Genomic DNA, 26,617 nt, shown 5'->3' with positions numbered 1-26,617 from the left:
ATGCTCGAGAGGAGAGCCATTACGGCCGGTTGATCGCGTCCGTCTGGGTGGAAGACACCGGCTGACCCAGCCAGCAGGCCGCGAAGGTTTCGGCATCCACGGGGCGCCCGCAGTAAAAGCCCTGCACCGCGGTACAGCCCAGCTCGCGGAGCGCCTCGGCCTGAGCGGCGCTCTCCACCCCCTCGGCGACCGTCTGCATGCCCAGGGTCCCCGCCATGGCGATGATGGTGGCGACAATGGCGCGATCATGGCGGCTCTTGAGCATGTCGTGGACGAAGGACATGTCGATCTTGAGGGTGTCGGCGGCGAAGCGCTTGAGGTAGGCCAGCGACGAGTAGCCGGTGCCGAAGTCGTCGATCGCCATGCCGATCCCTGCACCACGCAGCGTGCGGGTGATCCCCACCGCCTGTTCCGGGTCGCGGATCAGGCCACTTTCGGTCAGCTCCAGCCCCAGCAGCCCCGGCCGCATTTGGGCTACCAGCTGCTGCACATGCCGAACGAGCTGTGGGCCATCCATCTGCTGGGCCGAGACGTTGACGCACAGCCGTCCCGGAAAGGGATGGCCCTGGCGTTCCCAGGTCTGCAGCTGGCGACAGGCGGCGCTGAGGACCCAGTCGCCCAGGGGCCGGGCCAGGCCCTGCCGCTCGGCCAGAGGGATGAAGTCGCTGGGGCTCACCCAGCCGAGCCGCTCGTCGTGCCATCGGCACAGCACCTCGGCACCGATCAGCTTGCCGCTGGCCAGGCTGAACTGAGGCTGGAAGTGCAGCATCAGCCCCCCGTGGTGGAGGGCCTCGACGAGGCGCGACTGGAGCTGCTCCTGCTGGCGCAGCGCCTCGGCCATGGCGGCGCTGAAAAAGCGCGTGCGATGGCCGCTGCGCTTGGCGTGGTTGAGCGCGATGCTGGCGTGCTGGAAGAGCGCAGCGGCGTCAGTGGCGTCCTGGGGCAGGCGGGCCACGCCGGCGCTGAACGTCAGGGCGTAGCGCTGCTCGCCCAGATGCAGGGGCGCGGCAAGACTGTGTCGGAAGCGTGCCACGGTCGCTTGGAGCTGCCCCTGGTTGGCGTTGGGCACGAGCACGGCGAACTCGTCGCCGCCCAGTCGGGCGAGGAATTCCCCAGGTTGGACGACGTCGCTGAAGCGCGCGGCCACGTCGGTCAGCAGCCGGTCGCCATGTTCATGCCCCTGGCTGTCGTTGATCTGCCGGAAGCGCTGCAGATCGAGGTAGAGCAGGCCGAGGGACGCGCCCGTGCGCCGTGCCCGGCGGCAGGCCTCGGCGAGGTGCTCCATGAAGTGGTGGCGGTTGGCAAGCCCGGTGACGCTGTCCCAGTAGGCGAGCTGCGCCAGGCGGTGATCGCTGGAGCGGCGTGCGCGCTCGGCGACATGGCGGGCCAGTTCCGCGCCGGCCTGAGCGGCGGCGATGCGCAGTACTTCGCCGGCATAGTCGGGGAGGTCAAGCGGCGTTTCATCGAGGATTGCCACCAGTCCCAGCAGCTCGTTGTCCGGGGCCCGCATGGGGGCGCCCATGTAGCCGACCACGCCCATTTCACGCAGCAGGGCGCCGTGGGGAAAGAGGGCGCAGACATTGTCGGGATAGCGGCACACCTGATTGGCCAGCACGTGCGCACAGGGCGTGCCGGCCAGCGGATACTCCGTTGGCAGCTGGAGTCGTCCACGGGACCAGTGGGCCAGGGTGCGAAGGGTCACGCCGTCCGGTTGAAGGGCGCCGATGAGAACGTGGCTGACGGTGAAGATGGCCGCCAGGTGCTCGGCGAGCTGCTCGAAGCGCTGCGGGGTTCCTGCCTTGCCCAGGCCGTCGGCAAGCAGCCGAAAGGCGTCTTCGGGGGCCATCATCGGCGGCGGGGCTCCGGTAGGGATGTCGTGAAAATATGCCCGAAGCGGCACCCCCGTGCCAGTTCACGGCCACGGAGTCGTAGCAGAATACGCCGAAAGACTGTGAATGAGTGTCATGCTTTCGAGTGAGCGAGCCCAGAAAACGACAGGCGGCCACATGGCCGCCTGTCGTCGGTCGAAGGGCAAGGTGCCCGGTCAGGTGCGCGGTTCGCTCATCAGCCCCTTGACGATGGCGTAACAGGCGGCCAGCAGCACCAGCGTGAAGGGCAGCCCGGTGGTGATCACCGCCGTCTGCAGTGCGGTGAGTCCGCCGCCAAGCAGCAGTGCGATGGCGACGGCCCCCTCGATGATGGCCCAGAAGATGCGCTGCGGTTTGGGTGCATCGACCTTGCCGCCGGCGGTGATGGAGTCGATCACCAGTGAGCCGGAGTCGGAAGAGGTGATGAAGAACACCATCACCAGCACGATGCCGACGAAGGAAGTGATGGCGGTGAGCGGCAGCTCGCCGAGCATCACGAACAGCTGCAGCTCGAGCGCTGCGTCCTGAACGCCTTCGAAGCCTTCGCGGACGACCTGGTCGATGGCGGTACCGCCGAAGGCGGTCATCCATATCACCGAGACGACCGACGGCACCAGCAGCACGGCGATCAGGAACTCACGCACGCTGCGTCCGCGGCTGACCCGGGCGATGAACATGCCCACGAAGGGCGACCAGGCGATCCACCAGGCCCAGTAGAAGGCCGTCCAGCCCTGGGTGAAGTTGGCATCCTCACGCCCGAAGGGGTTGGAGAGCGCCGGCAGGTTCACGACGTAGGCGACCAGGTTCTCGAAGATGCCCGTGGTGATCAGCAGCGTGGGGCCGACGAAGATCACGAACAGCAGCAACAGGGCGGCGAGTACCATGTTGAGCTGCGACAGCCGCTGCACGCCCTTGTCGACGCCGAGCAGAATCGAGACCAGGGCCACTGCCGTGATGCCCATGATCAGCAGCACCATGGTGGTGTTCGTTTCGGGGACCCCGAACAGATAGCCGAGCCCCGCCGAGGCCTGGGTCGCACCGAGCCCCAGTGAGGTGGCGAGACCGAACAGGGTGGCGAAGACGGCGAGGATGTCGATGACGTGCCCCGGCCAGCCCCATACGCGCTCTCCCAGGATGGGGTAGAAGATCGAGCGCATGGTCAGCGGCAGGCCCTTGTTGTAGGAGAACAGGGCCAGGGCCAGGGCGACCACGGCATAGATGCCCCAGGGGTGCAGGCCCCAGTGGAAGATGGTGGCGGCCATGCCCAGCGAGATGGCGCCCGACTCATTGCCTTCGGCTGCGCCGAGCGGTGCCCAGTCGGTGCGGGCGCCGTTTTCCATGGCGGTGCCGCCGATGGCGGTGCCGTAGTGCGTCAACGGCTCGGACACCCCGTAGAACATCAGGCCGATGCCCATGCCGGCGGCGAACAGCATGGAGAACCAGCCCAGGTAGCTGAAGTCCGGGGTGGCATTCATGCCGCCGATGCGGACCTTGCCCAGGGGGGTGAAGATCAACACCACGGAGAGGATCACGAAGATGTTGGCGGCCAGCAGGAAGAACCAGGCCAGGTTGCCGGTGAGAAAGCTGAACAGGCCGTTGTAGATGGGTTCGACCTGATCCTGCAGGGCCAGCGTGATGATCACGAAGAACAGGATCACCAGCGAGGAGAAGGTGAATACCTTGCCGTGCAGGTCGAGATTGATCCCCATGGGGCTGGCGGTGATGTTGTCCTGACCGATCACGTAGTCGGTGTCGATCAGGTTGGCGGGCCCTTCCGGGGCCGGAATGCCTTCTGAAGGCTTTTCTTGAGCACCTTCGTCATGAGACTGATTGGCCATGGAACTTTCTCCCTTCAGTTCGTCGGGGTGACGTATCGGTAGCGGTTTTCAGGGGCAGGCGATTACTGCTTGGAGGGCCTGACCAGAAAAACGGACACGTCGGTGTGGGTGGCAACCTTGCCGCCGTGGGAGGGAATCAGCGCGTCGAGATGGCTGGGCGGATGGGTCGGCATCACCACCAGGTCGACGCCGACGTCATCGATGGCATCGATCAGCAGGTCGTCGAGGTCGGCAACGGGGTCGGGGCTGGTGATGGTGCGGGTGCTCACCGGCTGGCCGTGCACCTTGGCGCGCTCGCCGGCGAAGGCGTCCAGCTTCTGCTGGTACTCCTCCGGGGTGCGGGCCACGCTGGTCGGCTGCGCTGCGGTGACGCCGACATAGCAGATTTCCGCGTCGTAGTGGCGGGCCAGGTCGGCCACGGTGGCCAGCGAGGGCTCGAGCAAGTCGAGGTGTGCCAGGTCGATCGGCACCATGATCTTGCGGTACATGACTGCGTCTCCTTGCATCCTGTGAGTCGAGGAATGGCCATGGATGGATGGCTTGCCCCTTCATCATCGTAGTCTGGTGGTCAACTCCTTCCATGCCAGTCGAGCCATCAACGCTTCCCTGTCGTGGACGGCGTTGTAACGCAATGGTACAGGAAGGCACTGCCTACGCCGACAGCTTAGGCGGGATTTTTCCCTGTTGCCACTTGGGGTTAGCGTGAGTAGCGCCGGGCATGGCAGGCCGCGAGCCAGGCGGGCGCCGTCCCGGCCAGGCTCTCGGCGACCAACCGGCCGGTGGTCGGGGCCAAGGTCAGGCCGAGGTGGCCATGCCCGAAGGCGTAGGCGACCCCGGGTAGGCGAGCGGGGCCGATCACCGGCAGCGAATCGGGCAGTGAGGGACGCAGCCCCAGCCAGGCATGCTGGGCCGGGCCGAGCGGCCCAAGGATGGCCTCGCCGTGACGGCGCAGGTAGGCGAGACGGCGCGGATTGGCCGGATCGCGGGGATGGCCGAGTTCTACGGTGCCGGCGATTCGCAGGCGGCCGGCCAAGGGCACCATGTAGAAGGCGTTTTCCGCCGGGTTGCAGGGGCGAGTGAGGCGTGCCGGGGTATCGGCAAACTCCAGGTGGTAGCCGCGCTCCACCTCCAGGGGAAGGCGGTCGCCGACGGCGCGTGCCAGCGGGGCCGACCAGGCGCCGGCCGCGACGACGGCCTGCTCCGCGTGCCAGCAGCCAAGGTCGCTGTCGATGCGCACACGCCCGCCGGCACCGCTCAGGTCGGTGACCCGTGCTGCGTGGAAGTCAGCGCCACGCTCAGCCAGGCGGCTGGCCAGCCGTTCGGCCAGGGCTCGGGGGTCTGCCAGATGGCCGGCGGCCGGGAAGTGCACACCGCCCTGGGCGATGCCAGCCAGCGCCGGTTCCAGCTCGGCCACCTCGTGGGCCTGCAGATAGACCTGGGGAATGCCCAGCTGGTCCCGGGCGGTGAAAGCGCTGCGCTCGGCCCTCCAGTGGCGACGCCGGCGAAAGAAGGTCAGGGCGCCGCGCTGGTGCAGCGCCGTCTCGGGTGTGTCGGCGCCCAGTGCGGCGTGCAGGGCCGCCCAGTCGTCCATGGCAGGGGTGAGCAGGCGGTGCAGCGTCTGGGTGGCCGCAGCCGTACGCCCCGGGGTCGTGGCGGCGAGAAAGCGCCACAGCCAGGGGGCGAGACGCGGCAGGTGCCGCCAACGCAGGTGAAACGGGGAGGAGGGCGCGAAGAGCAGCGCGGGCAACTGACTCAGCAGGCCGGGATGGCCTAGGGGTTCCACGGCGTAGCTGGCCAGGGTGGCGGCGTTGCCGGAAGAGGCCTCGCCACCCGGCGCTCCGGGGTCGAGCAGGGTCACGGCCCGGCCGCGTTCGAGCAGCGCCCAGGCCGTGGCCAGGCCAACGATGCCGGCACCGATGATGACGATGTCGGCGTGCCTGTCCGCTCCGGGCATGCGTGGCCTCCTGTATCGATCACGAATGAACTCGTGCCTTTTAGCTGACTTTTCTCCTGATTGTCGTCTTACGTTTCAACGCTGGTTGAACCCAGCGGGGATTGCGACAGTACACCCTGCAAGACTAATGTCGCTCTCATTGAATTAGAACAATACAAAGCGGCCGGGCCGGCACAGGCCTGCGCAGGGCATCGGAATCTCCCGGCTCGGCCGCCGACAGGAAGCTTGCATGAACGAAAGCGCTGCTATCGACGCCCGCCAGGCGTTGCCCCAGGAAGCCGACACCTGCTTTGCCCGCTTCATCGACGTCCAGAAGAGCTACGACGGCGTCGAGCTGGTCGTGAAAGGGTTCAATCTCGACATCCAGCGCGGTGAATTCATCACCCTGCTCGGCCCCTCCGGCTCCGGCAAGACCACTTGCCTGATGATGATGGCCGGCTTCGAGACGCCGACCCACGGCGAGATCCTGCTCCAGGGCCAGCCCATCAACGGCCTGCCGCCCCACAAGCGCGGCATCGGCATGGTATTCCAGAACTACGCGCTCTTTCCCCATATGACGGTGGCCGAGAACCTCGCCTTTCCCCTGGAGGTGCGCCATCTCCCCAAGGCAGAGATCGCGCGGCAGGTCGACCGGGCGCTGGGCATGGTGCGTCTCGAGGGTTTCGGCAGTCGCCGTCCCGCCCAGCTCTCCGGGGGGCAGCAGCAGCGCGTGGCCCTGGCCCGTGCCCTGGTCTTCGAGCCGGAGTTGGTGCTGATGGACGAGCCGCTCGGCGCGCTCGACAAGAACCTGCGTGAGGAGATGCAGTACGAGATCAAGCGCATCCACGCCAGTCTCGGCGTGACCATGATCTACGTGACCCACGACCAGACCGAAGCGCTGACCATGTCGGACCGCATCGCCGTGTTCAATGACGGCGTGGTGCAGCAGCTTGCGACGCCGGAGACCCTCTACGAGTTGCCGGAGAACGCCTTCGTAGCCAGCTTCATCGGCGAGAACAATCGCCTGCAGGGTGAGGTCGTGGAGCACCTCGGCGAGCGCTGCGAGGTGGTACTCGACAGCGGCGAGCGGGTCGTCGCCAGGCCGGTGGCGGTGGGTGGCGTGGGCACGCGCACCACGCTGTCGCTGCGGCCGGAGCGGGTGGCGCTGATCGGCGATGACGATGAGGGCCGCTACGACAACCGCTTCTCGGGAATCGTGCAGGAGGTGATCTACCTGGGTGACCACCTGCGCACGCGGCTCCAGTTGTGCGGCAACGACGAGTTCATCCTCAAGACCCCAAACGCCGAGGGAAACGCCTCGCTGCGCCCCGGCCAGTCGGTCACGGTCGGCTGGACCTGGCAGGACTGCCGCGCCCTGGATGCCTGAATCCGCCGGCCGGCGACACCCGTGCAGCCGGCGCCTCAGGTCTGCGGTGCCGGCCACCGATGCGGCCCTGGCGGGCCGCCATTCCGATGCGTGACATCACGGCAACGACGATACGGCAACAACAGCACGATACGGCAACAACAACAATGGAGAAGTCCATGAAGCAGACACATCGCATCCTTCGCAAGGGAACCCTGAGTGCGGCGGTCGCCCTGGTCGGCATGAGCGGCCTGGGGCTTTCGGCCACCGCGCAGGCGGAGACCCTCAACATCGTCTCCTGGGGCGGCGCCTACAGCATGAGCCAGCAGAAGGCCTACCACGAGCCCTGGATGGAGATGAACGGCGACGAGATCGTCAACATCGACCGCAGCGGCAATGCACTGGCCGGGCTGCGTGCCCAGAGCCAGGCCGGCAACGTCACCTGGGACCTGGTCGACATGCTACCGGCGGACGCCATGATCGCCTGTGCCGAGGGTCTGATCGAGCCGCTCGACCACGACGCCCTGCTGGCCGATGCCCCCGACGGCACACCGCCCGGCGAGGACTTCGTGGACGGCGCCCTGGGTGAGTGCTTCGTGGCCTCGATCGTCTACTCCAACATCGTCGCCTTCAACACCGAGATGTTCCCCGAGGACAACCAGCCGAGCACCATCGCCGATGTCTTCGACCTGGAGAACTTCCCCGGCAAGCGCACCCTGCTGCGCAAGCCGATCAACAACCTCGAGTGGGCCCTGGTTGCCGACGGCGTGGCGCCGGAAGACGTCTATGACGTGCTCGAGACCGAGGAGGGCATCCAGCGCGCCTTCGCCAAGCTCGACACCATCAAGGACGAGGTGATCTGGTGGGAGGAGGGCGCCCAGCCGCCGCAGCTACTCGCCGACCAGGAGGTGGCCTTCGGCTCCGCCTACAATGGCCGTATCTTCAACGCCATGGTCACCGAGAACCAGCCCTTCGAGATCATCTGGGACGCTCAGGTCTTCGAGCTGGATGGGTGGGTGGTGCCCACCGGCAAACTCGACAAGGTGAAGGACTACCTCCACTTCGCCACCGACACCCAGCGCCTCGCCGACCAGGCCAAGTACATCTCCTACGGCCCGGCGCGGAAGTCCTCCTCGCAGTTCGTCTCGACCCACGCCGAGACCGGCATCGAGATGGAGCCCCACATGCCCACCTACGGCCCCAACTTCGCCACCGCCATTCCCAAGGATGACGAGTTCTGGGCCGACTACAACGACGAGCTGACCCAGCGCTTCGACGCCTGGCTGGCCCAGTGAGGCCTAGCCGCCGCCCGGCACTGCCGGGCGGCGGCCTGTTGCCGCGATTCCGATTGCATCCCTGCCCGATGGAGAGGCCTGCGTGTCCCAATCGCCCTCTGACACCCTGACCACCGCCGATGGCGTGCCGCTCAAGGTGAGCCTGCGTCGCGCCGTGCGCCGCTCGAAGTTCAAGGCGCTGCTGCTGGTGTCGCCGCTGCTCGCGTTCTTGATCATCGCCTTCGTCATGCCGATTCTCGACATGCTGTGGCGCAGCGTCGACAACCCCGAGGTCTCCACCCGCCTGTCGCGCACCGTCGAGGCTCTGGAGGGCTGGGACGGCGAGTCGCTGCCCGGGGAGCCGGTGTTCGCCGCCCTGGTGGCGGACCTGCGCGAGGGTCAGGAGGCGCGCGACCTGGGGCTCTTGTCGAGCCGGCTGAACTACGAGAAGTCGGGCATGCGCTCGGCCATCAGCCGTACGGCGCGGCGCCTTGGCAACCTCGAACCGCCCTACCGTGAGGCGCTGATCGAGATCAACGACAGCTGGGGGGAGCTGAGCACCTGGAAGCTGATCGAGCGGGAATCGTCGCCCTACACGCTCTCCTACTACCTGGCGGCGATGGATCGCCAACTGAGTCCCGAGGGCGAGATCGTCAAGGTGCCCGACTACCTGGAGATCCATGTCGCGCTGTTCTGGCGAACCTTCTGGATGAGCGCGGTGATTACCGGCCTGACGCTTCTGCTGGGCTATCCCATCGCCTACCTGCTGGCCAACCTGCCGCTACGCCACTCCAACCTGCTGATGATCCTGGTGTTGCTGCCGTTCTGGACCTCGCTGCTGGTGCGCACGACCACCTGGATCGCCATCCTGCAGTCCCAGGGTGTGCTCAACGACATGATGGTGGCCATCGGGGTGATCGCCGACGAGGCGCGCTGGCAGATGATCCACAACAAGACCGGCACCATCGTGGCGATGACCCACATCCTGCTGCCGTTCATGATCCTGCCACTCTATTCGGTGATGAAGACCATCCCGCCGAGCTACATGCGCGCCGCGCGCTCGCTGGGGGGCAAGCCGATCCTGAGCTTCCGTCGCGTCTACTTTCCGCTGACCATTCCCGGCATTGCCGCCGGCGGCATCCTGGTGTTCATCCTGGCGATCGGCTACTACATCACCCCGGCGCTGGTGGGCGGACAGTCGGGGCGCTTCATCACCAACTATATTGCCTACCACATGCAGACCTCGCTCAACTGGGGCCTGGCGGCAGCCATCGCCTCGATCCTGCTGTTGGTGGTGATCGTCTTCTACCTGGTCTTCAATCGCCTGATCGGCGTCGACAAGGTCAAGCTGGGGTAATCTGATGGCCATTCCTTCCTACGCCACCCGCGGCGAGCGACTCTGGCACTACGTCTTCCTGGGCCTCTGCGCGCTGATCTTCCTGTTCCTGGTGGGCCCGCTGCTGGTGATCATCCCGCTCTCCTTCAACGCCGAGCCCTACTTCACCTTTTCGGAGGCCATGCTGCGCCTCGACCCGGCCGGCTACTCGCTGCGTTGGTACGAGGACTTCTTCACCTCCAGCGAATGGCTCGGGGCCATCAAGAACAGCTTCATCATCGGCATCGCCTCGACGCTGCTCGCCACGGTGCTAGGTACCCTGGCTGCACTGGGGCTGTCCAGCCGCCACATGCCGGCGCGCGGGGCGATCATGGCGCTGCTGATCTCGCCGATGATTGTGCCGCTGATCATCTCCGCGGCGGCCATGTTCTTCTTCTTCTCCAAGGTCAACCTGGCCCAGACCTACCCGGGAGTGATCCTCGCCCACACGGCGCTGGGCATCCCCTTCGTGGTGATCACCGTCACCGCTACCCTGTCGAGCTTCGACACCACCCTGATCCGCGCCGCTCACAGCCTGGGGGCCAACCCGGCGCGCACCTTCTTCAAGGTGGTGCTGCCGCTGGTCACCCCGGGGGTGGTGTCGGGGGCGCTATTCGCCTTCATCACGTCGTTCGACGAGGTGGTGGTGGTGCTCTTCATCGCCGGGCCCGAGCAGCGCACCATGCCGATCCAGATGTGGTCGGGCATTCGTGAGCAAATCAGCCCGACGATCCTGGCCGTGGCGACGCTACTGGTGCTGCTCTCCATGCTGCTGCTCACCACCCTCGAGCTGTTGCGCCGGCGCGGCGAGCGGCTGCGCGGGGTGAGCCCGGGCTAGGTAGCCGCGAGACGAATGCTACCAACGCAAGCGGGGAGGCCAGTGGCCTCCCCGCTTGCGTTGCAGGTACGATGGTCAGGAAACGTTTAGCCGTCGACCCACTCCTGTACCACGTCCTGGTTCTCCTCGACCCACTGCTTGGCGTTCTCGTAGGGGTCGGCGTCCTCTTCCTGGTTCATGAGCATGACCTCGCCCATCTGCTCGGGCGTCCACTCGAAGGCATCCAGAATGGCGTAGGCCTCCGGCATCTCCTCCTCGAGACCCTGGCGGGCGATGGTGTGGATCTGCTCGGCGCCACCGTAGACGTTCTCCGGATCCTCGAGGTACTTGAGGTCCCAGCGGGCGAACTTCCAGTGCGGTGTCCAGCCGGTGACGACGATGTCTTCCTCGTTCTCGATGGCCGTGGCCAGGGCGGCGGTCATGGTGGCGCCACTGCCGCTGCGCAGGGCCAGGTCGAGATCGTAGGTGTCGATCACGTCCTCGGTCAGCCCCATCAGGCCGGCGCCCGGGTCGATGCCGATGATCTCGTTGTTGAACGCATCGGCGTGGTCGTTGAGCTCAGTGATGGAGTCGACGTCGCTGTAGGCCGGGACCACCAGGCCGAGCTTGGTGCCGTCCAGGTTGACGCCCAGGTCGACCACCTGGTCGCCTACCCGGTCGATGTAGTCGGCGTGGGTGGTGGGCAGCCAGGCGGCGACGATGGCGTCGGCATCACCGGTGGCCACGGCCTGCCACATGGCGGCGGCGGAGAGCGAGGTCATCTCCACCTCGAAGCCCTGCTGCTCGAGCACGGCACGCACCACGTTGGTGGAGGCGACTTCGGAAGACCACTCGACGTAGGCGAGATGGACGTTGCCCTTGTCCTGCGCCTGGGCGGCGCCTGCGGCCAGGCCGGTGCCGGCTGCCAGCGCCAGGCCGGCCAGACGAATGCGGCGATTGAGAACGTGCTTGTTCATCGAAACTCCTCCATTTACGTGAGACCCACCCACCTTGGCGACCGGACCGCCAAGATGCAAGGGCTGTTACCAACGTTATACAAGGCGTTTCTTTCCAAGGTGCAGCTCATGCCTTGCGCGACTTGCGCAGCGACTGGGTGAGGCGATCGAGCAGCATGGCGAGGATCACCACGGCGATACCGGCTTCGAAGCCGTCGCCCGGGCGCAGGCGCTGGATGGCGCGCCATACCTCGCTGCCCAGGCCATCGGCACCGATCATGGCGGCGATCACCACCATGGAGAGCGCCAGCATGATGGTCTGGTTGATGCCGGCCATCACGGTGGGCAGCGACAGCGGCAGCTGCACCTTGATCAGCTTCTGGCGGCGGGTGGCACCGTAGGCGTCGGCGGCCTCGATCAGCTCTACCGGCACCTGGCGAATGCCCAGGGTGGTGAAGCGGATCGCCGGCGGCATGGAGAAGATCACCGTGGCGAAGATCGCCGACACCGAGCCGATGCCGAAGAAGGGAATCGCCGGAATCAGGTAGACGAAGGCGGGCATGGTCTGCATGAAGTCGAGTATCGGCATGATGCCACGATAGAGCCGCTCGGAGAGCGCCGCGGCGATGCCTACCGGAATGGCCATGACCACGGCTACCAGGGTGGCGATCACCACCAGGGTGAGGGTCTCGATCATCGGCTCCCACAGGCCCATGTTCCAGATGAGCAGCAGGCCCGCCACGGCGCCGATGGCCAGGCGAAGGTTGGCGAGTTTCCAGCACAGCCCGGCGATGATTGCCAGCAGGGCCCACTCGGGCAGCCACATCAGCGCCTCGTTGAGGCCGGTGATGCCGGTCTGGGTGACCCGTGAGATGCCACGGGTGATCAGGGAATATTCGCTGGTCAGCCAGTTCAGTCCGCCTTCGATCCACTGGCCCAGCGGTACGCGGGGAAGTTCGATTGCCATCACTCGTCTCCTGCCGGTGCGGTCTCTACGCTCTCTGGGCTCTTTGCAAGTTCCGGGGTCTCGGCCGCCTGGGCCAACTCGTCGAGCACGGCGCCCTTGACGACTACCCCGAGCAGCCGCCTGTCGTCGTCCACCACCGCAATGGGGAAGCTGTTGTCGTGGAACATGGCGAAGAGGTTATGCAGCGGCTCGTTGGGCCCCACGCTGCGGAACTCCTGCGTCATGGCCTGGGTTACCTTCTCCTTGCCCTGCTCCAGCGCCTGGCTGGCCGCCTCGGCCTCGATCAGGCCGACCAGATGCCGATCGCGGTCGGTGATGTAGATGGAGTCGAGGCTGTGGTCGCGCATCTTGCGCAGCGCGGTGCGCGGGCCGTCGCTGTCGCGCACGGTGGCGCGTACCTTGCGCATGGCGCTCTCGGCGGTGAGGATGCGCGACTTGTCGACCCCCTCGATGAAGCGGCGCACGTAGTCATCGGCCGGCTTGGTGAGGATCTCCTCGGGGGTGCCGATCTGCACGATCTCCCCATCCTTGAGCAGCACGATGCGGTCGCCGATGGTCAGCGCCTCGTCCAGGTCGTGGGTGATGAACACCGTGGTCTTCTGCATCTGGTTCTGCAGCTGGAGCAGTTCCTGCTGCATGTCGCCGCGGATCAGCGGGTCGAGGGCCGAGAACGCCTCGTCCATGAGCAGCACGCTGGCGTCGTTGGCGAGCGCCCGGGCCAGACCCACGCGCTGCTGCATGCCGCCCGAGAGCTGGTTGGGGTAGGCGTCCTCCCAGCCATCCAGGCCCACCTGCTTGAGTGCCTCGCGGGCCACGCGTTGCCGCTCTTCCTTGTCGATGCCGCGCACCTCGAGACCGAATTCGGTGTTCTGCTGCACGGTGCGGTGGGGGAAGAGGGCGAAGTTCTGGAACACCATGGAGAAGTGGCGGCGACGGCACTCGAGCAGCGCCTTCTCGCCCAATTCGGGGATGTTCTCGCCGTCGATGACGATCTCGCCCTCGCTGGGTTCGATCAGGCGGTTGAGGCAGCGGATCAGGGTCGACTTGCCCGAGCCGGAGAGCCCCATGATGACCAGCAGTTCGCCTTCGTGGACATCGAAGTCGATGTGGGACAGGCCCAGCGTCTGGCCGGTCTTGTCCAAAATCTCGGAGCGTCCCAGCCCCTGGTCACGCAGTTCGAGCGCCTTCTTCGGCTGGTTGCCGAAGACTTTGCTCAGGTTGCGTACCCGAATCTTGACGTTACGGTTATCGCTCATTGGCTATGCCTTTTGTCAGCCCCTGGTTCGATGCGGGGCGCACGAAGGTTCTCAGTCGAATCGTGATACCGCGGCATAGTCTGCCACGCGGTAGCGTTGATGGGTCGCGAATGGACATACCCTAGTGGTTTTTGAACGAGCATTCAACTTAAACCGGGCTGTCGCAGCTGTGTCAGGTGTGGCGCATGTGTCGGTTTTCACCACGGCCAAGGGCAGAGTCGTTGCCGTTCTGGCACACGATGATTAATTTTAAGTATTTGATTTTAAAAAAATATATCATAGTTTTGTCTGGTGTGGCATGGCCTGTGCAATTCTCGAGACGAACTCGAACGGAAGAGAGAAGCCTTGCCAATGCTCATCGACCCCCACATTCGACGCTCGCCCACCCTGCGACGCCTGGCTGCACTTGCCTCGGTGATAGCTCTGTCGTTGGGGACACTGTCCCTGGCCGGCTGCGGCAACGATGACGAACTGCCGCCGATGGAAGAGCCGGCAGAAGATCCCGGCATGGAGCAGAGCAACCCGATGGAAAGTGATTCCCAGCAGGAAGGCTCCATGGGCGAACAGGACCCCATGAGCGAAGAGAGCACCATGGGTAGCCCGGAAAATCAGGAAGACCAGAACGGCTTCTGAACCGCATGGGCGGTGGTGGCTCGCTGCGGACAGCCGGCCCGCTGCCCTTCATGTTCCGTTAGATGACGAGACCGACCGGAGGTATTGATTTCATGATGTCCCAGGCGTTTCTCAAGAAACTCGGTGTATTCGGCATTGCCGTGGGGATGGTGGCGAGCCCCTTGGCTCTTGCCCAAGGCGTGTCCCAGGACGAGGGTGTGCCCCAGCAACAGGGCGAGTATGAGCAGCAGGGCGAGCCGCAGGGCATGGACCCCGGCAGCGATCCGGCCGACCCGGCGACGGGCACCTCACCCGGCACCACTTCGGAGTCGCCAGGCGCCACCACCTCGCCGGCCGACGAACCCGGATTCGGCGGCGGCACCGAGCCCATGCCGGGCAGTTCCGAGCCGGGCAGCGATCCTGCCCAGCAGGCGCCAGAGCAGAGTGACGAGCCTGGCTCCACTTGGGAAGAGGAGGATGAACAGAGCGGCTGGTAAGGCCGCGGCGAGGGGCGGCGCATCTGTTGCCGCCCCTCGCCTGAGGTGACATACCGGTTCCCTGCGCCCGCTGCTGCGTTCCCCACCGCCTTCCCACCTTCCCCTTGCTTCGTCAGGCGGTGAAGCAGCGGCATCTTGCCCCCGAACTCTCGGGGGCTTTTTTATATCTGCACTACTCGTCCAGACGGCGGTAAAGCGTTCGCCGGGCAATGCCCAGGATGTCCGCGGTGCGCCGCTTGTTGCCGCCGGTGGCATCCAGCACTTTCTCGATATAGCGCTTCTCCACCTCCTCGAGACTGGGCCAGTTGCCGCTGGCCTGGCCTTCCGCCAGAGCGTTGGCCGCCTCGCTGGTACCGGCCTGGTGGCGCTGCGCGTCGCGTTGCTGACGCAGCCGTTCCGGCAGGTCGGCGTGGCACAGCACGCCCTCCTCGGCCAGCGTCACGGCGCGCATGATGGCGTTTTCAAGCTCACGAACATTGCCGGGGTAGGGGGCGTCGAGCAGGGCCTGGAGGGCGGCGGGCTCGACGTGCTCGATGCGCTTGCCCTGCTCGCTGGTATGCTTGCGAATGAGTGCCGAGAGCAGGCGCTCGATGTCGCCGGGGCGCTCGCGCAGCGGTGGGATGCGCAGCGAGAAGGTCTCCAGGCGGAAGAAGAGATCGCTTCGGAAGTGGCCGCTCGCGATCTCCCGCTCGAGGTCGCGGTGAGTGGCGGCGATGATGCGCACATCGACGGGCTCCTCCTGCTCGGCGCCGACCGCCTTGACGGTTCTCTCCTGCAGGGCACGCAGCAGTTTGGCCTGCAGGTTGAGTGACATCTCGCCGATCTCGTCGAGGAAGAGGCTGCCGCCTTGGGCGGCCTGGAAGAGCCCTTGGCGGTGCTCGTTGGCGCCGGTGAAGGCGCCCTTGCGGTGGCCGAAGAATTCGCTCTCCATCAGCTCGGCCGGGATGCTGGCGCAGTTAATGGCCAGAAAGGGCCCTGTGGCCCGCGGGCTTTCGGCATGGATGGCGCGTGCCAGCAGCTCCTTGCCGGTGCCGCTCTCGCCCTGGATCAGGATCGGGGCGTCGCTTTTGGCCAGGCGGGCGGCGTCGCGGAACAGGGCGCGCATCGGTTCGCTGTCGCCGATGATGCCGTGGAAGTCATCCACCTCTGGCGCTTGCTGACGGAAGTGCTCGACGAGCCGCCGGTTCTCGAGCACGCGAAAGACCGCCTCGCGGACGCCTTCCAGGTCAAGCGGCTTGGTCAGGAAGTCGTCGGCGCCGATCTTCAACGCCTCCACGGCCTGGTCGATGGTGCCGAAGGCCGTGATCACGATGAAGCCCACCGTGTTGCCCGCGTCGCGCAGCTGCTCGAGTAGCTGCATGCCGCTGAGGCCGGGCAAGCGTACGTCGCTGATCACCAGCGCTACCTCACTGTGGCTGAGCGTGGCGAGGGCCTCCTCGGCACTGGTGGCGCCCAGGGTGGCGTAGCCGGCGTCCTGGAGCTCCTCCTCGAGTAGTTCGAGAATCGCCGGGTCGTCCTCGATGATCAACAGCCAAGGGGAGGAGGATAAAGCGGGGGCCGTCCTGGTCACGTCGTACTGCCTCTCTGGGTCGTGTGGTGTGGAGATTCCGGGGCGTTCAGGTTGTCGTCCATGGGGAGACCGATTTCGAAGCCGGCACCGCCGAGCTCGCTGTCGAAGACCCCGATGGTGCCGCCATGGTCGTTGATGATGCGATGGACCATGGAGAGCCCCAGGCCGATGCCCTGGCCTACCGGCTTGGTGGTGAAAAAGGGGTCGAAGATCCGGGACTTGTCGTCATCCGTGATGCCCGGGCCGTCATCCTCCAGCGTTAAGGTGAGCCAGTCGCCCTCCTGGTGGGCGCGAATGGCGATCCGGTGGACGCCCTCGGCCTGGGCGGCGTTGCGCAGTAGGTTGGTGAGCACCTGGACCAGTTGCTGGGTGTTGGCGAGCACCACCGGCGACGGGTCGGGGAGGTCGTGCTCGAGGCGAATGGCGTACGCCTCCAAATCCTCCTCGACCAGTTCGCGAGCGGTGTCGATCAGCCGGTCCAGGGCCAGCCGCTCCTTGGCCACGTTGTGGCGACGCCCCAGCTCCATGAGTTGGCGCACGATGTCGACGATGCGATCCACCTCGCCGTGGATGCGCGTGAGGCGCGCCTGCTCCTGGTCACCGATGGCTGGGCTGCGCGCCAGGCGCTGTGCCTGGCCCTTGATCACCGTGAGCGGGGCGCCGAGCTCGTGGGCGACGCCGGCAGCCAGCACGCCGAGCTCCGCCAGTTTCTTCGACTTGCGCAGGCGCTGCTCCAGCTCGATCTCCTTCTGCCGTCGCACCTCGATGTCGGCGTCCTTCTCGGCCAGGCCATCCAGCATGCCGTTCAGTGCCACGGCAAGCTGCTGGTACTCCACCGGCCCGTCGACCGCGGCGCGCTGGTGGCGGTTTCCCGCCTCGACCTGCTGCATGACCGCCAGCAGGCGATTGACCGGGCGTTCGATGTGATGGCGAAAGGACCACCACAGCCCCAGTGTTACGCCGGCGGCGCCGATCATGAAGGCGAGCAGGGCGATCTGGCTGAGAAAGCCGGTGTAGTTCTCGATGCCGGTGTTGAGGCGGTTGACCTGCAGCACGCCCAGCACCTCGCCGGTGGGTGCGGTCAGCGGCTTGAGCGCCGAGTAGTAGTGCCACTCGTCATGCTGGCGATAGTCGGCCTGCATCTCGCCGGATTCCACCACGGCACGGATATCCTCGGGACTGAACAGGGCTTCCCCGAGGCCCAGCCCATAGATCTCGCGGCCCTGGGCATCGAAGACGTAGGCACCATAGATGCGATGGAAGGAAAACGCCGAGTGCAACGTCTCATCCAAGGGCTCCGCCGCATCGCGAGACAGCGCCTGACCGAGCGTGGTGCCGATGACCTGAGTGATCACCTGCACTTCGCGCTCGAGCCGGGAACGCACGTTCTCCTCGAGAGAGGTGATGGCCACCAGGCTGAAGACCAGTAGCACGAGAAACAGCGGGACGATAACGGTGAGCAGGATGAGGGTGCGTAGACGCATGGTCGCTCGGCTGGGTCGGGGGAGGAGGCCCCGGCATCGTCCCGGAGGTGTTGCCCAGGGGGGCGATGTCGGGGCGCGGGGCTTTAGTCCGCGGGTGTGAGCCGGTAGAGCCCGCCATCGGATTCGTCGCTGAGCAGGTAAAGGGCGCCGTCGCTGCCCTGGTGAACGTCGCGGATGCGGCCGATGTGCCCGTCGAGGATGACCTCGCGTTCGACCACGTCATGGCCGTCGAGGCGCAGGCGGAGCAGGGTCTCGCTGCGCAGCCCGCCGGCAAGCAGATCGCCCCGCCAGGGGGCGAAGGCCTCGCTTTCCACCTCGGCGAGCCCCGAGGGCGCGAAGCGTCCCTCGAAGACGTGCACCGGGTCGCGCATGCCGGGCAGGGAATCGGCGCCGATGGGCTGGTTGGTGGCGTAGTCGCGGCCCAGGGTGACCTCCGGCCAGCCGTAGTTGACGCCGCCCTCCAGGCGGTTGAGCTCGTCGCCGGTGCGCGGGCCGTGCTCGCTGGCCCAGGCCTCGCCGTTGGCGCGTACGGTCATACCCTGGATGTTGCGATTGCCGATGGTGTAGATCTCGTCGTGGGCGTCGGGCTCGTCGACGAAGGGGTTGTCGGCGGCCGGCTCGCCGGTGGCGGTCAAGCGCAGCACGCTGCCGGCGTGGTCGCCCTTGTCCTGGGCACGGGGCGGCTCGCGGCCGCGGTCGCCGATACTCATCAGCAGGGTGCCGTCGGGCAGCCAGGCGAGCCGCGAGCCGTAGTGGCGGCCGGGGTCGGAGAAGCGATCCTGGACGAAGAGCTGCTCCACGTCGACCAGTGCCTCGCCCTCCAGGCGGGCACGCGACAGGGTGGTGGCCGTGCCGCCCGGGCCGGGCTGGCTCCAGGTGAAGTAGACCCAGTCGTGCTCGCCATCCTGGCTGTCGCCGTAGCGGGGGTGGAGTACCAGGTCGAGCAGGCCGCCCTGGCCGTGGGTGCTGACCTCGGGGAGGCCATTCAGGTGGGTGATCGTTCCGCTCTCTTCGACCCGTGCCAGCCGTCCCGCGCGCTCGCTGATCAGGAAGTCGCCGTCGGGCAGCCGGGCCACTGCCCAGGGGTGTTCAAGGCCGGCGGCCAGGCGCTCCAGGCGCAAGTCGAGGTGGTCGGTGGTGAGACGCTCGTCGATCACCTCCTGCGCCTGGGCGAGGCCGGCCACCAGGGCCAGGCCCAGCACCAGGGTGGTGGTTCGCCGCTTGCGTGTGCTGTCCATCCCGCTTCCCTCCGGTTGTTGCTATCGGATCGGTTCTTTCGGACCGGCTCTCTGACAGGCTAGTGACTTCGCGGGGGAGCGAGTGTTCCGGAAGCGCTCACATGAAGAGGGCCAGCAGCAGCGGCAGGTAGAACAGCGACAGCAGGGTGGAGCAGAACACCAGGCTGGCCACGTATTCCGGCTCGCGGCGCGCCTTTTGGGCGAACAGGTAGTTGAACACCGCCACCGGCATGCTCATCTGCAGCACCAGGATGCTCTGGGCCATGGGCGGCAGCTCGAGCAGGTGGCCGATGCCCCAGGCGAGCAGGGCGGCGGCTGGAATGCGCAGCAGGCTGAAGCCGATGCCCGATCGGAGGCTCTTCACCTGGATGCTGGCCAGCGATACGCCCAGGGTGATCAGCATCAGTGGCACCGTGAAGCCAGAGATCAGATCGACGCTGTTGGCCGCCCACAGCGGCAGGTCGGTGTCGGTGAGCAGCAATGCCAGGGCGATCAGGATGGCGTAGACAGTGGGCGTCTTGGCCAGCGACTTCAGCGGATTGCCACGGCTCGCCAGGATGGTGCCCAGGGTGAACTGGAACAACGACACCGTGACCATCATCGTGATGCCGTACACGAAACCCGCGCTGCCGAAGGCGTAGAGCACCACCGGCAGCCCCATGTTGCCGGTATTGGGGTACATGGTGGGCGCCAGCAGCACTCGCCAGTCGCGGCGCAGCAGTCGGGCCAGCAGGAAGGCGACCCCGGCCATCAGGGTGATCACCAGGGCGGTGGCCAGCATGGTGCGTCCGAAACTGCCGGCGTCGATCTCGGCATCGGAGAGCGAGGCAATGACCAGCGCGGGAGTGCCGATGTTGAAGACCAGGCGGGTAACGAACTCCACGGGGTAGGGGTGACCCAGGCGGATCCAGGTGAAGCCCAGGCCGGCACCGGCCAGCACCGGGGCCATGACGGCAAAGAGTTCGGCAAGCATGCGCGGTTCCCGTGTCGGGGAGAGAGGATGCAGGACACAGGTGCATCATTGTCATGATTCGTGCGGCATTGCGCAAACCCTTAGGCCGCTAAACGCGTTACACTGATGTTTTTCTCGTACTCGGACGCATTCTCATGTCGACTTCCGCCAACAGCTTCCAGGCCCTGCTGCGCCTGTTGCGCTATGCCCGCGGCTACCGGCGCCGCATCATCGCCGCCTCGGCCTGCTCGATCATCAACAAGCTCTTCGACATCGCCCCGGAGATCCTCATCGGGGTGGCCATCGACGTGGTGGTCAACCAGGAGGCGAGCTTCGTGGCCCGGCTGGGCTTCGAGTCGGCCCAGGAGCAAATCATGATCCTGGCCGTGCTGACCTTCTTCATCTGGGCCGGGGAGTCGCTGTTCGAATACCTCTTCCAGGTGCTGTGGCGCAACCTGGCCCAGCGCCTGCAGGCCGACCTGCGCCAGGATGCCTATGAGCACGCCCAGCGCCTCGACATGGCGTTCTTCGAGTCGAAGAGTTCCGGCCAGCTGGTGGCGACCATGAACGACGATGTCAACCAGCTCGAGCGCTTCCTCGACGGCGGCGCCAATGCCCTGATCCAGGTGGGGGTCACCGTCGTGGCGGTGGGCGCGGTGTTCTTCGTGCTCTCGCCGCTGATCGCGCTGCTCGCCTTCACGCCGATCCCGCTGATCATTTGGGGCGCCTTCTATTTCCAGCGCAAGGCCGGTCCGCTCTACGCCGACGTGCGCGAGAAGGTGGGCGACCTGTCGAGTCGGCTTGGCAACAACCTGGCCGGTATCGCCACCATCAAGAGTTTCACCAGCGAGGCGCGTGAGGCGGCGCGCCTGCGCGAGACGAGCGAGGCCTATGTGGCGTCGAACCGCCGTGCCATCCAGGTCAGCTCGGCCTTCATCCCGGTGATCCGCATGGCGATCCTCGCCGGCTTTTTGGCCACCTTCACCGTGGGTGGCATGCTGGCGCTGCGTGGCGATCTCAATGTGGGCGCCTACGGGGTGCTGGTATTCCTCACCCAGCGCCTGCTGTGGCCGCTCACCGGCCTGGCCCAGGTGATCGATCTCTTCGAGCGCGCCATGGCCAGCACGCGGCGTATCCTCGACCTGCTGGCGGTACCGATCCGCGTGCGCGACAACCACGACACCCCCCTGGCCGCACCGGTGCGCGGCGAGGTGAGCTTCGAGTCGGTGAGCTTTCACTACGCGGCAAGCGAAGGGGGCGTGGAGCAGGTGAGCCTGAACGTTCCGGCCGGCCACACCCTGGCGCTGGTGGGTTCCACCGGCTCCGGCAAGTCGACCCTGGTCAAGCTGCTGTTGCGCTTCTACGACCCCAGCGCGGGGCGGGTGTGCATCGACGGTCAGCCGATCGACGCGGTGAGCCTTCACTCACTGCGCCAGGCGATCGGCCTGGTCAGCCAGGACGTCTACCTCTTCGAGGGCACGGTGCGCGACAACATCGCCTACGGCAAGCCGGAGGCCTCGGAGGAAGCGGTGATCGAGGCGGCCAGGACCGCCGAGGCGTGGGAGTTCATCCAGGCGCTCCCCCAAGGGCTCGACACCCCGGTGGGCGAGCGCGGCGTACGCCTCTCCGGCGGCCAGCGCCAGCGCCTCTCGCTGGCCCGGGCGCTGCTCAAGGCCCCGCCGATCCTGGTGCTCGACGAGGCCACCAGCGCCGTGGACAACGAAACCGAAGCGGCGATCCAGCGCTCGCTGGCGCGGATCGGTCACGGCCGCACCGTGATCATGATCGCCCATCGCCTCTCCACCATCGTCCATGCCGACGAGATCGTGGTGATCGAGGGCGGCCGGGTGCTGGAACGCGGCACCCATGACAGCCTGCTCGCCGCCGACGGCCGCTACGCCGCCCAGTGGCGGGTGCAGACCGGGGCGCTGGCCACGGCCGACGTGGAGTGAATCGAAGGGCGGTGGCTATGGTCTCGGCCACCGCCTTTCGCTATCATACGGCGGCGCCGTTCGGCGTTTCTCCGGTAAGGGCCTATAGCTCAGTTGGTTAGAGCAGGGGACTCATAATCCCTTGGTCGCTGGTTCGAGTCCAGCTGGGCCCACCAAATTTAGGTTTCGTTACATTCCAGGAAATGCCAATAGCCGCGCCACAAGCGGGCTGGAAGGTCTTTCATCGTTTCAAGAAATACCACAGTGATTCTTGATATGCCCCTGTTTATTGGCTCTTCGTCGTCTCATGTGGATTTGGCCTGATCAAGCATGCGCCCTACTGGGCTACCTGGCGCTGCAAGGTCAAGGCATTGCCTTGGGCCAGTCGCGTGAGAGTTTTCAACTCTGCTGGGCTGAGCGGTTGACGCGGCGGCATGCAGTCGGACTCCCGTGGCACTTCGCCTCGAGCATGGCGGGCGAGTGTGACAGCCGCGTGTCAAGGCGTTGCCATCGCGGTACCTGGGAGCTCACACCCACGCCCCGGCATAGCGTTCCGGCGGCGAAACCGCCGTCGACACTCGTCTGGGGATTTCCGTGTGGGGCACCGCATCGATCAGCTTTCGCGTGTAGTCGTGCTGGGGCGACGTCAGCACCTCGGCGGTAGGCCCGGTCTCGACGATGCGCCCCCCGAGCATCACGGCCAGACGGTGGCTGATGCGCTCCACCACGGCCATGTCGTGGGTGATGAAGAGCAGGGACAAGCCGTGACGCTGTTGTATGTCCTGCAGGAGTTCGGTGACTTGCCGGGCGATCGACACATCCAGCGCCGATACCGGCTCGTCGGCGATGATCAAGCGGGGCCGCACCGAAAGCGCCCGGGCAATGCACAACCGCTGGCGCTGGCCACCCGAGAACTGATGCGGATAGCGGTCGAGGTGCGCGCTGTCGAGCGTCACCTCCGACAGCAGCGTGACGGCCAGGTCGCGCCGCTCGCGTTCGCTGACCAGGCCGTGAATCAGGGCGGGCTCGGTCACCAGCTTCCAGGCCGGCAGGCGGGGATTCAGCGAGGCGAAGGGGTCTTGAAAGATCATCTGTGCCGCGCGGCGCATCGGCAGCAGGTGCCGTCCGTGCAGCTGCGAGACGTCGCGCCCCTCCAGGCGTATCGAGCCGGACTGGATCGGGGCCAGGCGCAGGATCGAGCGCGCCAGGCTCGACTTGCCGCACCCCGACTCGCCGACCAGCCCCAGCGTCTCGCCGCGGCCGATCTGCAGGCTGACGCCATCCACGGCGCGCACCGGCTGACGCGCCGCGAAGGGGTGAGCTCGCCGGCCCGGATAGGCGGTGACCAGGTCGCTGACTTCCAGTAGCGGCGACGTCGCGGGGGGCGTCGGCGAACCGCCACCCAGGCGCGGGGCGGCATCCAGCAGTCGACGGGTATAGGGGGCTTGCGGCGCGGTGAACAGGGCCCGAGCGGGAGCCGACTCGATCTGCCTGCCGGCTTTGAGTACCAGCACGCGGTCGGCCATTTCCGCCACGACACCCAGATCGTGAGTGATGAACAGCACCCCCATCTCGGTCTCGGCTTGCAGCCGGCGCAACAGTGCCAGGATCTCTGCCTGGGTGGTGACGTCGAGCGCCGTCGACGGTTCGTCGGCGATGAGCAGGCGCGGCCCGGTGGCCAGCGCCATGGCGATCATGACCCGCTGGCGCTGGCCGCCGGAGAGTTCGTGCGGGTACTGGCCCAGGCGTTCGGCGGCTCGCGGTACCTGCACGCGCTCCAGTGCCGCCACTGCCTGACGGCGCAGCTCGCGGCGCGTCAGGGACGCATGCCGCTCCAGTACCTCGGTCAGCTGCCGGCCAACGGTCATGGTCGGATTGAGCGCGGTCATGGGCTCCTGGAAGACCATCGACACCAGGCGACCCCGTATCGCCTGCATCTGCCGGTCGGAGAGCCGGGTCAGGTCATGGGGCTTTTCATCGAACAGGCGGATGCGTCCGCGCGTGATGGTGCCTCCTTCACGCTCGATCAAGCGCAGTAGGGCCAACGCCGTGGCCGACTTGCCCGACCCCGATTCGCCGACGAGCGCCAGGGTCTCATTGCGGTGCAGGGTGAAATCGAGCCCCTTCACCGCCTCGTTGTCACCGAAGCGGACGTGCAGGTCGGACACCTCGAGCAGCGGGGCGCTCATGAGACCGCCTGCCTGGTCAGCGGCCGCGACTCGGGCTGCAGCGGCGCCATCCACCGGCCTGCGCGGGGGGTGAATCCCACGCTGAGCGGATCCTTGCCGACGACCTGCCAGCGGACGGTGTCGCCGAGTTCGAGGCGTCCCCAGGCCCCGGCCGGCTGGCCATCCGTGGTGAAGCTCTCGGTGAGCGACTGCTGGGCAAGATAGAAGATACCGCCCAGCTGGGTGAAGGCATTCCAGTGTACGTGCCCGGAGAGATGAACCACCGGCACTGCCGCCCGAGACAGGACATTGCGCACCCGGGGTGCCTCCGGATAGGCGCTCAGGTGAGGCGCGCGTTCGAAATAGTAGTTTCCCGAGGGGGCGTTCGGCGAAACCGGAATGTGGCTGACGACCAGTTGCGGCCGTTTTGCCCAGCTCAGGGTGCGTTCGAGCCACTCCAGATCGGCATCCGGCAGGATCAGCCGCCGCGCGCCGCCCGGATGCAGCCGGGGGTCGGCCCGCCACAGCACCAGATCCCAGTCTCCCAGCGAAACCACCTCATGCGCCATGGGCTGGCCAAGGATCTCGGCATTCTCGGCGACCGAGAGGTGCTCGAGGTCATGGTTGCCGTTGACGTGGAAGCGGGGACAGCGAATATCGGCAAGAACCTCGGCCACCTCGCGTGCCAGGCGCCGGTCGGTGCCGGGGTCGACGTCGGAGATACGGTCGCCCAATTCGATGACCGCATCCGGCTGACGGGCATTGACGTCCGCCACGAATTCGCGGGTCAGTTCGAGGGCGGCTTGCCCGCACTTGGTGCGGGTGTTCGGCCCATGGTGAATATCGGTGATGACGGCCAGTTGCAGGGGCATGGTTGAGCTCCTATCGAGCGCGCCGCCCCAGGGACGGCGCGCAGTCGCTGACGGATCAGTTGGCTGCCGGCGTGATCCGGCCGGCGCGGAAGTCCAGCACGTAGGGGATATGGCTGGGCAGCGGTTCCCAGTCGATATCCGCCTGCATGCCCCAGGCCTCATAAGGGCGGTAGAGCGGCAGAACGGGGGGATCCTGCTCGATGAACTCCATCAGCTCGGCGTAGGCGGCGCGACGCTCCTCGACCGTTTCCGAGAAGCGGAAGCGCTCCCATGACTCCTGGTAGGCCTCGTCGGTATTGAAGCGATCGCAGCTCTCCGACGGACCGCCGGGGCCCCACATCACCCCGAAGGAGCCGAAGGGGTCGGCGAAGTACATGGGGTTCGACCAGTTGCGGGTCATCATCTCCGGCACGCAGGTGGTCCAGGATTCGGTCACGTTGATCTCGCCATTCACGCCCACGGCGTCCCACATCTCCATGATCGCCTGGGCGGCCAGCAGGCCGTTGGTGTAGTAGGCGGAGTGGGTGTCGTAGGTGATGGTGGCGCCGTCGTAGCCGGCCTCGTCGAGCAGGCGACGTGCCTCCTCGGGGTCGTAACGGAAGGTTTCGAGCTCGGGCATGTAGAGCTCGCCGAACTCTTCCATGGTGTGCGTCGAGGGCACCTCGGCCATGCCCTTCCACAGCGACTCGTTGAGCAGGTCGCGGTCGATGGCCAGGCTCAGCGCGCGGCGGATGCGCGGATCTTCCAGCTCGGGATGATTGACGTTCATTATCATCACGTGGAAGAGCGGCGTGACCGAACCGGCCGTCTTCAGGTTGGGGTCGCCGTCGACGAGGTCGAGCTGGTCGGGCGCCAGGTTGGTGATCATGTCCACCTCCCCGGAGCGCAGCGCGGTGACCCGGCTGACCGTCTCGGGAATGCGCGTGGCGACGACACGCTCGTAGGGCGCCGGCTCGCCCCAGAAGTCGTCGAAGCGCTCGTAGACGATGCGCTCTCCCGGCACGAACTCGGCGATCCGGTACGGGCCGGTGCCCATCGGGGCCAGGCCGAAGGCCTCGTAGTCGCCCACCTCATCGACCTCGGGATGCCCCGTGAGCCCCATGAGGTAGCCCTTCGGCACGATCATGGTCTGCTGCATCGACAGCAGCGTCTCGAAGATCGGCTCCGGGCGCGCCGTGTAGACGCGCACCTTGCCATCCTCGGTGGCCTCGGCGCGGGTGAAGTTGCCCAGACGGTCGCGCTTGCGCACCAGGTAGGGCGGGTAGGTCGGCGAGAACATGCGATTCAGCGAGAAGACCACGTCCTCGGCGGTCATTTCCGAACCGTCGTGAAACCGCACCCCCTCACGCAGAGTGAACTCGATCATCTGCGGAGAGACGATCTCCCACTCCGTGGCGAGCCCCGGCACGAAATCGCCCGAGCCGCCGTGGTCGCGATCGATCAGGGTATCGAAGCTGTTGTAGTAGTACTGCGAGCCGGCATTGGAGTGGTCGCTGCCCGGGTCGAGATAGTTGTTCATGTTCTGGACGCCGACGCGCAGTTCCTGGGCGCTGGCGGACTGCACCGCCAGCACGGCGGCAATGGCACCTAACAAGACACGTTTCATGATTCCCCCTTGAGCGGCCTTGGGCCGCGATTGATGG

General features: G+C 66.4%; 21 protein-coding genes and 1 tRNA gene. 8 read left to right on the top strand and 14 right to left on the bottom strand.

Features of this window, described 5'->3' with window-relative positions; all coding sequences use genetic code 11:
* Positions 1-19 precede the first annotated feature (19 nt).
* From FEF15_RS14525 to FEF15_RS14510, 4 genes are all read right to left on the bottom strand, one after another.
* A complete protein-coding gene (locus FEF15_RS14525) occupies positions 20-1,849 on the bottom strand; it encodes an EAL domain-containing protein (RefSeq protein WP_163559887.1) in 1,830 nt (609 codons plus the stop codon).
* A gap of 195 nt (positions 1,850-2,044) precedes the next feature.
* Positions 2,045-3,706: a BCCT family transporter gene (locus FEF15_RS14520; RefSeq protein WP_163559886.1), complete on the bottom strand. Its 1,662-nt coding sequence runs from the start codon at positions 3,704-3,706 to the stop codon at positions 2,045-2,047.
* A 62-nt stretch (positions 3,707-3,768) separates the two neighbouring features.
* Entirely contained in the window at positions 3,769-4,194 is a 426-nt protein-coding gene (locus FEF15_RS14515; protein WP_163559885.1) for a universal stress protein, read from the bottom strand.
* A gap of 209 nt (positions 4,195-4,403) precedes the next feature.
* Complete coding sequence (locus FEF15_RS14510) at positions 4,404-5,660, bottom strand: FAD-dependent oxidoreductase (RefSeq protein ID WP_163559884.1); 1,257 nt, start codon at positions 5,658-5,660, stop codon at positions 4,404-4,406.
* Positions 5,661-5,889: 229 nt separating this feature from the next.
* Between FEF15_RS14510 and FEF15_RS14505 the strand changes: the two genes are divergently transcribed.
* The 4 genes from FEF15_RS14505 to FEF15_RS14490 all read left to right on the top strand — a co-directional run bounded on the left by FEF15_RS14505 (position 5,890) and on the right by FEF15_RS14490 (position 10,492).
* Entirely contained in the window at positions 5,890-7,026 is a 1,137-nt protein-coding gene (locus tag FEF15_RS14505) for an ABC transporter ATP-binding protein (RefSeq protein ID WP_163559883.1), read from the top strand.
* A gap of 158 nt (positions 7,027-7,184) precedes the next feature.
* A complete protein-coding gene (locus tag FEF15_RS14500) occupies positions 7,185-8,300 on the top strand; it encodes an extracellular solute-binding protein (RefSeq protein WP_163559882.1) in 1,116 nt (371 codons plus the stop codon).
* A gap of 82 nt (positions 8,301-8,382) precedes the next feature.
* Positions 8,383-9,636 (top strand): ABC transporter permease, encoded by a 1,254-nt coding sequence (locus FEF15_RS14495; protein WP_163559881.1) that lies wholly within the window; start codon positions 8,383-8,385, stop codon positions 9,634-9,636.
* Between the two features lie 4 nt (positions 9,637-9,640).
* Positions 9,641-10,492, top strand: a complete 852-nt coding sequence (locus FEF15_RS14490) for an ABC transporter permease (protein WP_163559880.1) — start codon at positions 9,641-9,643, stop codon at positions 10,490-10,492.
* Between the two features lie 86 nt (positions 10,493-10,578).
* Here the strand turns inward: FEF15_RS14490 and FEF15_RS14485 are convergent, their stop codons facing one another.
* The 3 genes from FEF15_RS14485 to FEF15_RS14475 form a co-directional block, all read right to left on the bottom strand.
* Positions 10,579-11,448, bottom strand: coding sequence for a glycine betaine ABC transporter substrate-binding protein (locus FEF15_RS14485; RefSeq protein WP_163559879.1), 870 nt, complete (start codon positions 11,446-11,448; stop codon positions 10,579-10,581).
* A gap of 106 nt (positions 11,449-11,554) precedes the next feature.
* The gene (locus FEF15_RS14480) at positions 11,555-12,388 is read right to left on the bottom strand and encodes a proline/glycine betaine ABC transporter permease (RefSeq protein WP_163559897.1); all 834 of its coding nucleotides are present in this window, start codon (positions 12,386-12,388) and stop codon (positions 11,555-11,557) included.
* Positions 12,389-12,393: 5 nt separating this feature from the next.
* Entirely contained in the window at positions 12,394-13,650 is a 1,257-nt protein-coding gene (locus FEF15_RS14475) for a glycine betaine/L-proline ABC transporter ATP-binding protein (protein ID WP_163559878.1), read from the bottom strand.
* A gap of 345 nt (positions 13,651-13,995) precedes the next feature.
* Between FEF15_RS14475 and FEF15_RS14470 the strand changes: the two genes are divergently transcribed.
* Both FEF15_RS14470 and FEF15_RS19280 read left to right on the top strand, forming a co-directional pair.
* Entirely contained in the window at positions 13,996-14,283 is a 288-nt protein-coding gene (locus FEF15_RS14470; RefSeq protein WP_205598547.1) for a hypothetical protein, read from the top strand.
* A 92-nt stretch (positions 14,284-14,375) separates the two neighbouring features.
* Complete coding sequence (locus FEF15_RS19280) at positions 14,376-14,759, top strand: hypothetical protein (protein ID WP_205598546.1); 384 nt, start codon at positions 14,376-14,378, stop codon at positions 14,757-14,759.
* Between the two features lie 172 nt (positions 14,760-14,931).
* On the opposite strand, the gene FEF15_RS14460 is transcribed toward FEF15_RS19280, so the two are convergent.
* The 4 genes from FEF15_RS14460 to FEF15_RS14445 all read right to left on the bottom strand — a co-directional run bounded on the left by FEF15_RS14460 (position 14,932) and on the right by FEF15_RS14445 (position 20,024).
* Positions 14,932-16,329 (bottom strand): sigma-54 dependent transcriptional regulator, encoded by a 1,398-nt coding sequence (locus FEF15_RS14460; protein WP_240454186.1) that lies wholly within the window; start codon positions 16,327-16,329, stop codon positions 14,932-14,934.
* On the bottom strand, positions 16,326-17,813 hold the full coding sequence (locus FEF15_RS14455; protein WP_163559876.1) for an ATP-binding protein: 1,488 nt from the start codon (positions 17,811-17,813) through the stop codon (positions 16,326-16,328). The genes FEF15_RS14460 and FEF15_RS14455 overlap by 4 nt, the downstream gene beginning before the upstream one ends.
* An 83-nt stretch (positions 17,814-17,896) precedes the next feature.
* On the bottom strand, positions 17,897-19,051 hold the full coding sequence (locus FEF15_RS14450; RefSeq protein ID WP_163559875.1) for a PQQ-dependent sugar dehydrogenase: 1,155 nt from the start codon (positions 19,049-19,051) through the stop codon (positions 17,897-17,899).
* A gap of 97 nt (positions 19,052-19,148) precedes the next feature.
* Positions 19,149-20,024, bottom strand: a complete 876-nt coding sequence (locus FEF15_RS14445) for an AEC family transporter (protein WP_163559874.1) — start codon at positions 20,022-20,024, stop codon at positions 19,149-19,151.
* A 134-nt stretch (positions 20,025-20,158) separates the two neighbouring features.
* Between FEF15_RS14445 and FEF15_RS14440 the strand changes: the two genes are divergently transcribed.
* Positions 20,159-21,955 carry an ABC transporter ATP-binding protein gene (locus FEF15_RS14440; RefSeq protein ID WP_163559873.1) on the top strand — a complete coding sequence of 599 codons (1,797 nt, stop codon included), beginning with the start codon at positions 20,159-20,161 and terminating at the stop codon, positions 21,953-21,955.
* 78 nt (positions 21,956-22,033) lie between these two features.
* Positions 22,034-22,110 (top strand) — tRNA-Ile (locus FEF15_RS14435).
* Between the two features lie 351 nt (positions 22,111-22,461).
* On the opposite strand, the gene FEF15_RS14430 is transcribed toward FEF15_RS14435, so the two are convergent.
* From FEF15_RS14430 to FEF15_RS14420, 3 genes are read right to left on the bottom strand one after another with little or no spacing between them, the layout of a single operon-like run.
* Entirely contained in the window at positions 22,462-24,123 is a 1,662-nt protein-coding gene (locus FEF15_RS14430) for an ABC transporter ATP-binding protein (protein ID WP_163559872.1), read from the bottom strand.
* Positions 24,120-24,974, bottom strand: coding sequence for a metallophosphoesterase (locus FEF15_RS14425; protein WP_163559871.1), 855 nt, complete (start codon positions 24,972-24,974; stop codon positions 24,120-24,122). The genes FEF15_RS14430 and FEF15_RS14425 overlap by 4 nt, the downstream gene beginning before the upstream one ends.
* 55 nt (positions 24,975-25,029) lie before the next feature.
* The gene (locus tag FEF15_RS14420) at positions 25,030-26,580 is read right to left on the bottom strand and encodes an ABC transporter substrate-binding protein (protein ID WP_163559870.1); all 1,551 of its coding nucleotides are present in this window, start codon (positions 26,578-26,580) and stop codon (positions 25,030-25,032) included.
* Positions 26,581-26,617 lie beyond the last annotated feature (37 nt).

The sequence above is a fragment of the Halomonas sp. NO4 genome, assembly GCF_010994375.1.
Lineage (GTDB): Bacteria > Pseudomonadota > Gammaproteobacteria > Pseudomonadales > Halomonadaceae > Halomonas.
The sequence above is the reverse complement of the archived record's forward strand: the minus strand, read 5'-3'. Positions and strand labels throughout refer to the sequence as shown.